Source organism: Nocardia sp. NPDC050630, assembly GCF_044457245.1.
Lineage (GTDB): Bacteria > Actinomycetota > Actinomycetes > Mycobacteriales > Mycobacteriaceae > Nocardia.
In genome coordinates this window covers 267,779-281,367 of the sequence record NZ_JBITGN010000008.1, presented here as the reverse complement: position 1 = coordinate 281,367, position 13,589 = coordinate 267,779, and the positions used below count along the sequence as shown (strand labels likewise).

General features: G+C 66.0%; 11 protein-coding genes. 7 read left to right on the top strand and 4 right to left on the bottom strand.

Annotation, left to right across the window (positions count from 1 at the left end):
- Window positions 1-56 precede the first annotated feature (56 nt).
- The 6 genes from ACIBG0_RS22415 to ACIBG0_RS22390 all read left to right on the top strand — a co-directional run bounded on the left by ACIBG0_RS22415 (window position 57) and on the right by ACIBG0_RS22390 (window position 9,189).
- A complete protein-coding gene (locus ACIBG0_RS22415; RefSeq protein WP_364347675.1) occupies window positions 57-269 on the top strand; it encodes a hypothetical protein in 213 nt (70 codons plus the stop codon).
- Complete coding sequence (locus tag ACIBG0_RS22410) at window positions 259-582, top strand: type II toxin-antitoxin system PemK/MazF family toxin (protein ID WP_397034887.1); 324 nt, start codon at window positions 259-261, stop codon at window positions 580-582. Before ACIBG0_RS22415 ends, ACIBG0_RS22410 begins: the two co-directional genes overlap by 11 nt.
- A gap of 153 nt (window positions 583-735) precedes the next feature.
- Window positions 736-2,223: a TIGR02677 family protein gene (locus ACIBG0_RS22405; RefSeq protein ID WP_397034958.1), complete on the top strand. Its 1,488-nt coding sequence runs from the start codon at window positions 736-738 to the stop codon at window positions 2,221-2,223.
- Entirely contained in the window at window positions 2,223-3,638 is a 1,416-nt protein-coding gene (locus ACIBG0_RS22400; RefSeq protein WP_397034957.1) for a TIGR02678 family protein, read from the top strand. The genes ACIBG0_RS22405 and ACIBG0_RS22400 overlap by 1 nt, the downstream gene beginning before the upstream one ends.
- 3 nt (window positions 3,639-3,641) lie before the next feature.
- On the top strand, window positions 3,642-7,853 hold the full coding sequence (locus tag ACIBG0_RS22395; RefSeq protein ID WP_397034886.1) for a TIGR02680 family protein: 4,212 nt from the start codon (window positions 3,642-3,644) through the stop codon (window positions 7,851-7,853).
- A gap of 16 nt (window positions 7,854-7,869) precedes the next feature.
- Window positions 7,870-9,189: an MFS transporter gene (locus ACIBG0_RS22390; RefSeq protein ID WP_397034885.1), complete on the top strand. Its 1,320-nt coding sequence runs from the start codon at window positions 7,870-7,872 to the stop codon at window positions 9,187-9,189.
- Between the two features lie 153 nt (window positions 9,190-9,342).
- Here ACIBG0_RS22390 and ACIBG0_RS22385 read toward each other — a convergent pair whose 3' ends face one another.
- From ACIBG0_RS22385 to ACIBG0_RS22370, 4 genes are all read right to left on the bottom strand, one after another.
- Window positions 9,343-9,945 (bottom strand): M15 family metallopeptidase, encoded by a 603-nt coding sequence (locus ACIBG0_RS22385; RefSeq protein WP_397034884.1) that lies wholly within the window; start codon window positions 9,943-9,945, stop codon window positions 9,343-9,345.
- Between the two features lie 293 nt (window positions 9,946-10,238).
- Entirely contained in the window at window positions 10,239-10,439 is a 201-nt protein-coding gene (locus ACIBG0_RS22380) for a hypothetical protein (protein ID WP_397034883.1), read from the bottom strand.
- A 154-nt stretch (window positions 10,440-10,593) separates the two neighbouring features.
- Window positions 10,594-10,995: a hypothetical protein gene (locus tag ACIBG0_RS22375; RefSeq protein WP_397034882.1), complete on the bottom strand. Its 402-nt coding sequence runs from the start codon at window positions 10,993-10,995 to the stop codon at window positions 10,594-10,596.
- 185 nt (window positions 10,996-11,180) lie between these two features.
- Window positions 11,181-12,857, bottom strand: coding sequence for a fumarate hydratase (locus tag ACIBG0_RS22370; protein WP_397034881.1), 1,677 nt, complete (start codon window positions 12,855-12,857; stop codon window positions 11,181-11,183).
- Between the two features lie 256 nt (window positions 12,858-13,113).
- On the opposite strand from ACIBG0_RS22370, the gene ACIBG0_RS22365 reads away from it, so the two are divergent.
- A complete protein-coding gene (locus ACIBG0_RS22365; RefSeq protein ID WP_397034880.1) occupies window positions 13,114-13,584 on the top strand; it encodes a MarR family winged helix-turn-helix transcriptional regulator in 471 nt (156 codons plus the stop codon).
- Window positions 13,585-13,589: the final 5 nt, after the last annotated feature.

Genomic DNA, 13,589 nt, shown 5'->3' with positions numbered 1-13,589 from the left:
CAGGTGGCGCATATCTCTGTACCACTATGCGCGGTGTCCGCTGTAAAGTCTGCTGTATGACGGTGCGCCTGAATATCTCGATGGACGACGATCTCGCGGCCCGTCTCCGTGCGGCATCCGAGGACAAGCTGAGCGACTACATCTCCAAGGCCGTGCGCAGGCAGTTGCTCGAGGATGAACTCCGGGCATTGCCCGATAGCACCGGAACCGAATGGGCGAAGGACGCAGAGCAGACCGCCGAACAAGTATTGTTCGGCCGTGCCAGCTGAACCCACGCACCAAGGCCAGATTTGGAATCTCGTCAGCCGGATCTCCGGGCGCCGCGCGACGGTGGTGATCGTGGATTCCGATGTGGTGATTCGGCAACGGCCGATGTTGGTCGCCGCGCCGGTGCGCGAGGCCCGCGAGGTGCCGTCGCGCCATCAATTGCTCACCGTCGCAATGCCGGAGAGTTCGCAGGTGATCGCGCTGTACGACATCGCCATCGTGCCGAAGGACAGTCTCACCGAGCAGGTCGGTGAGCTCACCTCGGAGTTGCTCGAGCAGGTGAAGATCGGGCTGCGGGCTCGGTTCGACCTGTGAGTCACCAGGTGGCGAACAGCGGCAAACCGGACGCGGCCACGCCGAATGGGGGTCGCTCTCGACACCCGCGACCGGCCCGCTACTACCCTGTTCCCGGTGACCGACTCCGTTGACGGCCTGCCGTATGCCGCGCCCGCGCTATGGGATGAGCGGTTGCGGCTGTTCTCCTTCGCCACGGCCGAGAAGCGGGCGGAGTATCTGTGGGTGCTGCGGGCATTCGACAGTGCGCGGGCGGCGTATGTGGTGCTGCTGCACGCCGATGATGTCGCGACCTGGATCGAACGCAGTGCGCCCGATGCGCCGCAGCTGACCGGCGCGGAGATCGGGCCGCTGTTGGATCAGCTGCATCAGTGGGGTGTCGTCGAGCGCAGCTATGACGGCACGCGCGCAGCGACGCTCGCGGAATATCGGAATCGGCACTACGTCTACCAACTCACACAGGCCGGCTTCAAGGCATATCGCGCGGTCGCGGGGGTGCTCGAGGCGCGACTGGACGAGGCGGCGCTGTCGCGTCTGGTCCTGCCCGAACTGCTCTCGGATCTCAATACTCTCGCCGAGGCGAATAAGGCCGGCGATGCCGAGCGCGTCTACCGGACGCTGCGCCGTCTGGATGCCGCACTCTCCGATATGGCGGCACGGGCCGCGCATTTCTACCTCTCGCTCGGCGATATGGTCCGCACCACCGAGATCACTCCGGAGTCGTTCCTGGCGCACAAGGACGCATTGCTCGCTCATATGCGCGAATTCAGCATGGATCTGGCTCGCTTCGCGCCGCGCCTGGCCGCCGCGATCGGCGAGATCGAGGAGACCGACGTCGAAGAACTCATCGAGCGTGCGGCGCGCTGTGACGAGCGGGTACTGCTGAGTCCGACCGAGCGGCAAGCGGATTGGCGAGCGCGCTGGCAGGGGCTGCGGACCTGGTTCGTGGCGACGGCCTCCGATATTCCCGGTGAATCCTCCGGCACCGAGGCGGATCGGCTGCGGGAGGCGACCATGAGTGCCATTGCCGCCGTGCTGTCGCTGCTGCGGCGGGTCACCGATTCACGCAAGGGCGGAGTGAGTCGCGAATCAGCGCTGCGCCATCTCGCGGGCTGGTTCACCGCCGCACCGACCACCGAGAGCGCGCATGCGCTCTTCGACGCCGTCTTCGGTCTCGGTAGGCCGCGCCATATTTCGCTGGAACATCCGGATGCGGATCTGATTCCCGCGATCCGCTCCTGGTGGGAGGCACCGCCATTGGAGATCTCGCGCACCCTCGCCGAAACGGGCAGGCCGCCGCAAGCCGGCGCCCCCGCCCGAATTCAACGCAACGACGCCGGAATTCGCCGGCTCCGCGAGGCGCAGCTCGATGCGCAGCGCGCCCGCGCCGAGGCCGCCAAATCCTTGGCCGCAGCCTCGGTGCACGAGCGCGTCCTCGACGAACGCGAGACCGAGGTGCTGCTGCGCCTGCTCGACGCGGCGTCCACGGCCTGGGTTCCGGTGAGCGGCCGCATCGACGGCACCACCGGCTCCGATAGCGGCGTCACCCTCACCGTCTCCGAACATCCTGGTCCGACGGTGATCCGTACCGCGCGTGGCCTGCTGCATTTGAACAACCGTCGCCTCGAGGTGAAGCAGTCGAACCGCGGGCGGCGCGGATGATCAACGCCCGCCGCATCGACTCGCTCGCACTCGACAACTACCAGCGCGCCGCCCGGGTGATCCTGGCCAATCACCTGATCACCCGGACCTATCCGGACCGGATCGCACTGCCGCTGATCCGTCGCTGGGCCACCGAACTCCGCGAGGATCTGGCCGAATTGTTCGGCTACCGGCTCGAGGTCACCGAAACGACTGCCCGGGTTTTTCCGGTCATCGATCGGCTCGATTCCGGCAAACCGGCCCGCTCCGTCACCGATCGTGTCTTCGATCGCCGCCGCTACGCCTACCTGGCCTTGGCGCTGGCGGCGCTGGGCCGTGCGGGCGATCAGATCACCTTGTCGGAGTTGGCCGATCAGGTCGCCGCCTATACCGGCCGGGTCGACGGGCTCGAACTTTCCCCCGATCGCGCCGCCGATCGCGATGCCTTCGTCGATGCCGTCGGATGGCTCGCACATCGGGGGGCACTCACCCTGGCCGATGGCGATGCGGGTGGCTGGGCCGCCGATCCGGAGGCGGGTGAAGCGCTCTACGACATCGACCGGCCGGTGGTTTTCGCGCTGTTTCGACCGCCGCGCGCGCTGCAGCATTTGCACAGCGTTCGTGGTCTGTTGACAGAGGACGCGCTGGCGCACGGTCCGGCGGCGAACGCCCAAGTCGCCGATGCGGCTCGGCGGGTGCGGCGCAGTCTCGTGGAGCGTCCGGTGGTGTACGCCGAGGATCTGAACTATGACGAGCGTCCACTGTTGCTGCAGGATCGGGTCGTCGCGGATGTCGAATTGTTCACCGGATTGCGAGCAGAACGCCGTGCGGAGGGCGTCGCCCTGATCGACGTCTCCGGACGTCTCTCCGATGTCCGTTTCCCGGGCACCGGCACATTGGCGCAGGTTGCGCTGTTGCTGGTGGGCGAGATCGCCGATCGTGTACTCGATATCGACCATCCGGTGCCGGTGCGTCCCGGCGCGCCCGATCCGGCGGTCGCGCTGGCCGAACAACTCGACGGTGCCATCCCGGAATCCACCGTATTCGTTCCGCTCGCCGATCTCCCGTCGACCGACCCCGAAGTGGTGGAAGAGGTTTCGGATCCTGATGCGGCGGCGATGGCCCATGCGCGCGCGACGTATCCGTTCGTCGAGGCGAGCTGGGTCCGCGAGACCGTACAGGCGCTGACCGACCGCTACGGTGTCACCTTCGCGGCCCAGTGGCAGGCCGATGTCCCCGGTCTGACCAGGGAGGTTACCGCCCTGCTCGAGCGGCTGCGGCTGGTACAGGTGGTGGCGGACGGTCTGATCATTCTGCCCGCACTGGCCCGCTATCGCGGCGCGGTCGTCACCGTCCGCACCAAGCGGGCCGCCGAACTGTTCGTCACCGCCTCCGACACCCGCGGGGCCGATAGCGTTGGTACGGAAGGGATTTAAACCATGTCGCTCATCCATGGCGGAGTGCGGTTCGTCCCGACGCGCGCCGGCATCATCAACCTGTGGGATTACCGCGACCAGGAATACTGCTTCGCCGACGGCAGGCTGGTGCTGCGCGGGCCCAACGGTTCCGGTAAGACCAAGGCGCTCGAGGTGCTGTTCCCATTCGTGCTCGACGGCCGGATCGAACCGCGCAGGCTCAATCCGTTCGCCGGTGAAGAGCGCACAATGAAGTCGAACCTGTTGTACCGCAAGCAGGAATCCGCGTATTCGTATGTATGGATGGAGTTCGCGCGCGGTAAGTGGGACGATCCCGAGGTCGTCACCATCGGCATCGGTATGCGCGCCACCCGCTCCTCGGACAAGGTGACGCGCTGGTACTTCGTCGCCGACGGTCGCGCGGGCGTGGACTTTTCGCTCATCGGCCCGGACGACCGGCCGCTGACGCGCAAGCAATTGGCCGAACAGATCGGCACCGATGCCATCGTCGATCGACCGGTCGAATACCGCAATGCGATCGACGCGCGCATGTTCGGTCTCGGCACCCAGCGCTACGACCAGCTGATCAATCTCATTCTCACGCTGCGCCGCCCCCAGCTCGCGAAAAACCTTGATCCGCGTGGACTTTCACAGGCGCTCACCGATGGTCTGCGCCCGCTCGACGAACAGCTGATCCTGGACGCGGCGCGTTCGTTCAGCGATATGGAGGAGGTCGGGCGCACCCTGGAGGGGCTGGTCCACGCCGATACCGCCACCAGATCCTTTGTCGGTGTGTACCGGAAGTATCTTGCGGTACAGGCGAAGACCGATGTGGATCAGGTGCGGACCCGTCTCGATGCGGTGACCCACGCCAGCACGGCGCTGTTTGCCGCCACCGCACTGCGCGAACGTCGCGAGGCCCAACGCACGGCCGCCGAGGCGCGTGCCGACGATGCCGACCGCGCCTACGAACAAGCGCTCTCCGACCGGGAAACCCTGCAGCGTTCCAGCGCCTACGAGGGCAAACAGCAGCTCGATGATCTCGCCGACGCGGTTCGCCGCCTGGAGACCTCGGCGGGTGTGCACAAAGACAAGGCGCTCAAGGCCAGGCAAGCCCTCGATCAGCGCGCACAGGAAGCCGAACGCGCCAAGGCGGCGGTACAGACCGCGGCGGCCGCACTGGCCCGCGGCGAGGACGAGTTGCGTGCCGCGGCAGAAGAGGCGGGAATTACCTGGGCCGGATTGGCCGACCAGGCGCGTGGCGATCAGCTCACCGCCGCGGTTCGCGGACATGCCGAGGAGCGTGACGCCGACGTGCGCGCGGTCCGCAAGGCGCTCGGTCTGACGGATTCCGCCACAGCCGAACGCAATCGGGCCGAGCAGCTCGCCGAACGCGCCAGGGCGCTGCGCGAATCGGCCGCGGCCGAGGTCTCGGCCGCCGAGGCAGCCGTTGTGCTGGCGCGCACCGAAGCCAGTGGCGCTCTGCGCACCTGGTGGGACGCGCATCGGGAGGTGTACTCCCCCATTCGGAAAGGCCTCTTCGATGCACTCGATGCCGCACTGGCGACCGCGGGCTCCGATGACGCCGCCGGTGTCGCCGAGGTCTTGGCCGAACGTGCCGAACCGCTACTCGAGGACATCCGCACCCGCCGTCAGGAAGCACGCGCCGCCGCCGCGCTGGCCGGTGACCGCCTCGTCGAGCTCAATGCCGAACGCGATGAAGTCGCGGCCCAACGGGACGAGGCCCCACCGGTTCCCGCCGCTCGTGCGCGAAATGCGCAGGGCCGTCCGGGTGCGCCGCTGTGGCGACTGGTCCGCTTCGCTGATTCCGTGACACCAGCGCAAGCCGCGGGCATCGAGGCCGCCCTGCACGCTGCCGACCTGCTCGACAGTTGGGTCTGCGCGGAATCCGAACGCCCGGAATACACTTCCGACCAGTTCTTGGTTCCATTGCCTGCCGATGCCCGGCCATCCGGTCGCACACTCGCCGATGTCCTTGTCGTGGAAGATGATTCGGCCGAACTTACAGTGCCGAAACAGGTCGTCGCCGATGTGCTCGCCTCCATTGCCCTGTACGACAAGGACTGCGACCTCGGCACCGAAGTCGGTGTGAGCACCACCGGCGGATTCCGCCAAGGCGTCCAGGTCGGGCGCCATCACAAACCCGATGCCGAATTCATCGGAGCCACCGCCCGCGCCAAGCGCCGGGAAATCCGGCTCGCCGAGCTGGCCGTGGCAATCGAGTCCGCCGAGCGGACACAGCGGCAAGCCCTGGCCGATGAGTCCGCGGCGAACGCCGAACTCGCGCGAATCTCCGCCGCTGCCAAGGCATTACCGCGCCCCTCGACCGTCACCGCAGCCCTGCGCGCGGTTTCGGAAGCCGCGGGCATGATGCGCTCGCGCTCCGAGGCGCTGGCCCAGGCCGAACGCGACCTCGACCAGGCGGTGGCCGAGGCATCGGCGGTCGAGAAGAAGCTGCGCTCGGTCGCCCAGGCGCATCGCACTCCGCGCGCCGCCCGCGAGATCGACGCCCTCGCCGCGGCCATCCGCCATTTCGAGAACACCGGAACCGGGCTACTGCGCCTGCGCGCTGACCACGAACGGGAGCGCGAACGCGAACGCGAGGCTTCCGACCGCTTCGACGAGGCCCGCGATCTGGCCGAGGCCTTCGCCGAAGAGGCCGAGGCCGCCAACGCCGGCTACCAGGAGCAGCTGCGCAAACTCGACACCCTGCGTGAGGCACTCGGCGCGGGTGCCGCCGATATCGATCGCGAACTCGAACAGGCGCGCACGAAGATCGAGGCGACCCGAGCCGAGCAGAAGGCCGCTCGCAAGGCCGCCAATGAGGCGATCGAGGCGGTCGGTGACGCGGAGGCGGCCTACCGGACCGCACACGAGTCGCTCGGTACCGCGCTCACCGAGGTGCTGGCCGATGTGAAAGCCCTCGCGCCCTACGCCCAGCCGGATCTGCTCACCCTGCTCGGCGCACCCGCCGACAGCCGCTGGCCGAGCAGCGATGCCGCTTGGTCGACCCCGGAACAACTGCTCTATCGCATTTCGGCGGCCGGGCCGGAGGCCGAACCACAGGTGCTGCCGGAGGAAGTGGCCGAACTCTTCGACAACCTCACCGCCGCAACATCTTCCGTGCGGGCTGGCGAGGCGGCCCGAAAATCGACCCGCAGTGCGGTGACCTCCGCATTGCAGGAATTCGACGCCGCACTCGCGGCTTCCGGCCGCGACTACCGACTGCACTGGGATGCCGCGGACGGCCTGACCGTCGTGCAAGTACAGGACGACAACGGACTGTCCGCACTGGCGGATTTCGCCACTCGCATCGACGCCGCCCGCCGCGATCAGGAATTGCTGCTCACCGACGCCGAACGCCGGATCCTGGAGGACGCACTGCTCAGCGGCCTGGCGCAGCAGATCTACGAACGAACCAGCGACGCGCGCGATCTCATCGCCCGCATGGGTGCGGAAATGAAGCAGCGCCGCATGTCCTCGGGCAATACTATCGGCGTGCACTGGGTGCTGTCCGATTCGCTCTCGGATGCGGCCCGGGCCATGTGCAAGCTGTTGGATCGCGACGCCTCCTCCCTCGGCGCCGATGATCTGGCGGCCATCCGCGCCCACTTCGCCGCGGAGATCAGGACCGCCCGCGCCGCGCATCCGGAACGTTCCTACCCCGAAATCCTCGGCTCGACATTGGATTACCGGACCTGGCGGGTGTTTTCCTTCACTCTCATCTCCGCCGACGGCAGCGAGGACAAGCTGACCGTGGCCAGGCACAGTGCGCTCTCCGGCGGTGAACAGTCGGTCTCACTGCATCTGCCGCTGTTCGCGGCCGCGCACGTCATGCTCGACTCCGCCGATCCGCAAGCACCGCGTCTGCTCGCGCTGGACGAGGCATTCGCCGGTGTCGACGACAACGGGCGCAGCGAATTGCTCGGCCTGAGTGTGCAATTCGACCTCGACCTGTTCATGACCGGCTACGACCTGTGGATCACCTACCCGCATGTCCCCGGCTGCGCCCATTACGATCTCGCGCATTCGGCCGCCGAGAACACCGTCAGCGCGACGCTGCTGGTGTGGGACAGCGGCGATCTGCTGGCCGAACACGATGGAACCGATCTCACCGCCGCCCTCGGTTCCCCCAACCGCCGCCGCGTCCCGAATTCGATCGAGGGCGGGCTGGCACTGGACAATATGCCGGGCAGCCCGGCCCCCGTCGGCTGATTGTGAATGGATAGCAGTGTCTTCGAGCTCCACCCCGCCCCACCGCAAGGTCGCCATCGCCACCTTGGTCGGCACCACCCTCGAGTGGTACGACTTCATGCTCTACGGCACGGCATCCGCGCTGATCTTCAGTAAGCAGTTCTTTCCAACGCTGAGCACCGCCGCCGCAACGCTGGCGGCATTCAGCACTTTTGCGGTCGGCTTCGGCGCGCGACCGATCGGCGGGCTGCTCTTCGGCCATTTCGGTGATCGCCTCGGTCGCAAGAACACCCTCGTGGTCTCGCTGTTTCTGATGGGTGTGAGCACCATACTCATCGGGGTGATCCCGAGCTACGGCAGCATCGGATTCTGGGCTCCCGCACTGCTTGTCGTGCTGCGACTGATGCAGGGCGTGGGACTCGGCGGTGAAGGTGCGGGTGCCGTGGTGCTGTCGATGGAGCATGCGCCACCGGGACGACTCAACCGGTATGCCAGCTACCCGCAGATGGGCACGCCGGCCGGGCTGATTCTGGCCAATGCGTTCTTCCTCGGCACCAGTGCGCTCCTGCCGGATTCGACGTTTCTGAGCTGGGGTTGGCGAATCCCGTTCCTGCTCAGCGCGATTCTCGTCATTGTCGGGCTCTGGGTCCGGCTCGGGATCACCGAATCCGCGGACTACGCCGAACTCGTCCGACGCGGCGAGGTCGCGTCGTTCCCACTTCGCGATGCCCTTCGGGTAGGACCTGTGCGGCTGCTGTTGATTCTGTTCGCAGCCGTCGCCACCTCGGCGGTCGTCTATATCTTCATGGTGTTCACACTGACCTATGGCACCGAGGCGCTCGGGTTCAGCCGAGACTTCCTGTTGCTCGGTGTCATCGTTTCCGCCGTTTTCTGGTGCGCCACAATGCCCTTCTGGGGCTCGCTCGCCGACCGGTATGGCACGCGTCGGATATTCCTCGCCGGCACCGCCGCGCTGACGGTGTGGTGTGCGATGTACTTCCCGCTGCTGAACACCGGCAGCAAGGCCGTTGTCTTCCTCGCATTGCTCGGCATGGGCGTGGCGCTGCCCATCGCCCACAGCGTCGGCGGCATCATCATCGCCGAACTCTTCCCACCATCGGTCCGCTACTCCGGTACCTCGCTGATCGTGCAGATCTCGGTCGTCCTCGGTGGGGGGCTCGCGCCACTCATCGCCACCGGACTGTGGACCGCTGGCTCGACCTCGGCAGCCGTGACCTGCTACATCGTCGCCGTCTGCGCGTTGAGCACGATCAGCACGGCGGTACTCATCCGGACGCTACCGAACCGGACAGCTGAGGGGCCCGCCGACACTCAGGCACCCGTGCCGGTCGGCTGAACAGTCCTGGACCAACGCCATCCATCAGCGACCGGCGATTTCCGCGGATACTGCTGAACCACGGCGGATGGGCACCGACAGCGACCAACCGAGCCCGGAAGTCCGACGGATCCGGACCCGAGGTCGCGGGATTCGTACGGGTCAGCTGAACGGCTACAGACCGAAGGAGCCGCTCAACCACGGTGGAAGTGGGATCGACGGCAGCGCCGGGAGGACGGGCGGGATCGGCGAAGAGGGGGCCGGGGCGGCACCGCCCTCGCTGGCATCCGCGCGCAGCGCCGGACACGCTCCACCCGGGCCGGTAGCCAGTTCGAAATGCCACCATTCGTTCTGATAGATCCGACACAGGCCCCAGCGATTTCCCTTCGCCTCCAGCCACTGCGCCCCCGCCTGCGGTCCCACGTCGATGGCGCGGCCCTGCACATGCGTCGACTCGTTGGGCGGCAGCACCCACCGCCGCGCCTCGTCGGGACTGCCGTAGGTCCGCACTCCCTCGTCCCAGAGCGCCTGCTGCTCGGCGGGCGTGCGGTAGCCGGAGTTGATGTACAGCGCGACCCCTTCGGCATGCGCCTGGTTCTCGGCCTGCGTGTACGCCGCGGCAAGCATCGGCTCCAGTCCCTCGGTCCCGCTGGCCTGGGCCACCTGCACGACCGGCGCGGCCGTGGCGGTGGGCATGGACAGCCCGGCCGCGGCGATCACCGAGAACACCGTGGCCGATACGCCCAGCAGGGTCCGGGTACGAAGCGTGATCGACATGTCAGCGATAGTAACGGCCGCGCGGCCGCGGTCCCCGCATCTACTCCCCTACGGCCCACATCGCACTGTCGATCACCGCTAGCAACATACCGGCGAACAGGAGGACATCGGCCTGTCCGAACGGACGTCATTCACATAGCTTTCCACATACTCACAGCACAATAAATCACCAATGTCCGAAACATCCTGTGCCACGCCCGATTTGTCGCAGCGGAAATGCCACTGTCCACAATGTATTCCAGTGTTGTGGAGCACGATCAACAATCCCCAGCAACCCGCGAGAAACCCGGAACCTACCGCGCCTTCACAAGTTTCATGACCTCGCCGCAATCCCCACCGTCGACGAACTCGAGCCACACCCGGTCACCCGTACGCAGTGGCGAATCGGACTCGATCACCGCATCGCGCACCACGAACTGCTCGCACGACTCGGTTGTCACGACCCCGAAGCCGCCGTCCCGATCGGCAACCCAATGCCCCACGATCGCCCACATTCGACCAACCCTATTGCACCACAAGCCCTTCCGCCTCGATGCAAAAGCAGTCGACGCATAGCAAATGGCTATCGCTCACAAGCCATTGCCTGTATGCGATAGCCACTTGCTCTGCGTGGTGCTGATGCGCTATGTGGTGGTGATCGGCTGAACGTCAGGGGCGCACGGGGGCCGACCCGCGAATCGCTTCGGCCGCTTCACGATTGCGGTCGATGCGCTCGATGATCTCTTGGCCGTGCGCCCGCGCGTAGGCGATAGCGACCTTGATCTTGCGGGAATGCAGATCCGATTGCTGGCTCAGAACAGCGATACGCCGTTCCACCGGACCATCCAGTTCCTGTAGGCGCGCAACGACTTCCCACACCTCCGGACCCGCAGCCAAAGCCGCGCGGCGGTCGCAGATGGGGCCGCGGAAAACTATTCCGGGGTGGTCGAGCTGGTCGAAACCCTCCCGGATCAGGCGGTCGAGTAGTGCGGTGGAACTGGTTCCCTCACGAGCGGCGCGTTCGACCAACCGACGGCTGGCGGATTCCGAGATACGAAACGACGTACTCATTGCCCTCCTCGACCTCCATCGACACCGGTGCAACGACGTCCCCCTGATCAAGAGTGCCTCGCGTCAGCGGATTGTTACCCCGGCGAACGGGGTGACATTTCGGTGTCCGGGCACATGCCCTGATGGCTGCGTTCGAGCGACCCGCAAGCGATCGCCAGCGGCGCAATGCCAGGTCAGAGAACCGTTCAGACGCGTTCCTTCGAACGGGTACGCACCCGCAACGCGATCGGCTTCTGCGTTTCCGCGAAGAAGTCGTTGCCCTTATCGTCCACGACGATGAATGCCGGAAAATCTTCGACCTCGATCTTCCAGACCGCCTCCATGCCCAGCTCCGGATACTCCAGAACCTCGACGGATTTGATGCAATCCAATGCCAGTCGCGCCGCGGGCCCGCCGATGGAACCGAGGTAGAAACCACCGTGTTCCTTGCACGCCTTGGTCACCTGCGCCGAGCGATTGCCCTTGGCCAACATGACGAACGAACCCCCCGCGGCCTGGAACTGATCGACATAGGAGTCCATCCGACCCGCGGTGGTCGGACCGAAGGAACCGGAGGCGTAACCCTCGGGCGTTTTCGCCGGTCCCGCGTAGTACACGGCCATCTCGCGCAGGTATTCCGGCATCGGCTCGCCCGCGTCGAGACGCTCCTTGATCTTGGCGTGCGCGATATCGCGGGCGACAACCAGCGGACCGGTGAGCGAAAGCCGGGTCTTCACCGGGTATTTCGACAGTTCGGCGCGAATCTCCGACATCGGCCGGTTCAGGTCGACCTCGACCACGTCGCCGCCGAGGATGGAATCGGTCTGCTCGGGCAGGTAGTGCGCGGGCTCGCGCTCGAGCTGCTCCAGGAACACACCCTCCGGCGTGATCTTGGCAAGCGCCTGCCGGTCGGCCGAGCAGGACACCGCGATGGCAACCGGGCAGCTGGCGCCGTGCCGGGGCAGACGCACCACGCGCACGTCGTGGCAGAAGTACTTACCGCCGAATTGCGCACCGATACCGAAGGACTGGGTCAGCTTGAAGACCTCTTCCTCGAGCTCCAGATCCCGGAAGGCATGCGCCGCGAGCGAACCCTCGGTGGGCAAGCTGTCCAGGTAGTGCGCGGAGGCGTATTTGGCCGTCTTCAACGCGAATTCCGCACTGGTGCCGCCGATTACGACCGCGAGGTGGTAGGGCGGGCAGGCGGCGGTGCCGAGCGAGCGAATCTTCTCGTCGAGAAACTCCAGCATGCGCGTGGGATTCAGCACGGCCTTGGTCTCCTGGTACAGGAACGACTTGTTCGCCGAACCGCCACCCTTGGCCATGAACAGGAACTTGTAGGACGGATGCGCGGGATCGCCCGCCGTCGAATACAACTCGATCTGCGCGGGCAGATTGGTGCCGGTGTTCTTCTCCTCCCACATGGTGATGGGGGCGAGCTGCGAGTAGCGCAGATTCAGCTTGGTGTAGGCGTCGAATACGCCGCGGCTGATCCATTCGGCGTCATCGACACCGGTGAGCACACCCTCGGACTTCTTACCCATCACGATCGCGGTGCCGGTGTCCTGACACATCGGCAGGATGCCGCCCGCGGAAATGTTGACGTTCTTGAGCAGGTCCAGCGCGACGAAGCGGTCATTACCGCTGGCCTCGGGATCATCGATGATCCGGCGCAGCTGCGAAAGATGCGCCGGCCGCAGGTAATGGCTGATGTCGTGCATCGCCTCGGCGGTGAGCAGGCGCAATGCCTCGGGTTCGACCTGCAGGAAGGTGCGGCCGTTGTGTTCGAAGGTGCTGACACCCTCGGTGGTGATCAACCGGTACGGGGTGTCGTCGGCGCCGATCGGCAGCAGATCTGAATAGCGGAAATCCGGCGCGGTCACGGACGCACTCCTTATTCGGTCTCAGGGCTGACGCACAGCCGGAGCCTCGGGAAGGTCTTCGGCAAACTGGTCACGAGCACAAGGAGCGTATCCAGTAATAAGAGGTCGACTGTTGCTTAGGCAACCCTCACTCGGTACATCCCACGAAAAGGTTGCACGTTCAACCCCACCAGTGCTACCTCTCAGATCTGGCAGTTGTCGCGCGACAGCACGCGGCGGGACATTTCAATGACATGTCAGAGTTTGGAGCGCTCTCGTGACCGATCCCCATTGGCTCGATGACGTCGAAATGCGCGCATGGGTGGGGTATGTGCGCACCAGGGACCTCATCGCCGCCGCGGTCGGACGCGACTCATCTCGCGAATCGAACCTCACCTATGTCGAATACTCGGTGCTGGCCTACCTGGCCGACGCACCGGATCATCGACTCACCTTCGCCGATCTCGCCGCCCAACTCGAATGGTCGCAGAGCAGACTGTCGCATCAGATCACTCGGATGGAGAAACGCACCCTGGTCGCCAGGGAGCCGATTCCGGACGACGCCCGCCGCACCGCCGCGCGGCTCACCCCGCGCGGCGCCGACGTGCTGGCCACGGCCGCGCCCGCGCATGTGCAGAGCGTGCGCAGACATATGGTCGACGTGCTCGACCGCCAGCAATTGGCCGCCCTCGCCGATATCTACGACACACTGCTCGCCCATCATCGAAAAGTCGCGGCCACCGAATAATCCGC

Excerpts from the sequence above, each read along its gene's own strand:
- ACIBG0_RS22415 (WP_364347675.1), top strand. The coding sequence starts at position 57 with ATGACGGTGCGCCTGAATATCTCGATGGACGACGATCTCGCGGCCCGT.
- ACIBG0_RS22395 (WP_397034886.1), top strand. The coding sequence starts at position 3,642 with ATGTCGCTCATCCATGGCGGAGTGCGGTTCGTCCCGACGCGCGCCGGC.
- ACIBG0_RS22385 (WP_397034884.1), bottom strand. The coding sequence starts at position 9,945 with ATGTCGATCACGCTTCGTACCCGGACCCTGCTGGGCGTATCGGCCACG.
- ACIBG0_RS22380 (WP_397034883.1), bottom strand. The coding sequence starts at position 10,439 with ATGTGGGCGATCGTGGGGCATTGGGTTGCCGATCGGGACGGCGGCTTC.
- ACIBG0_RS22375 (WP_397034882.1), bottom strand. The coding sequence starts at position 10,995 with ATGAGTACGTCGTTTCGTATCTCGGAATCCGCCAGCCGTCGGTTGGTC.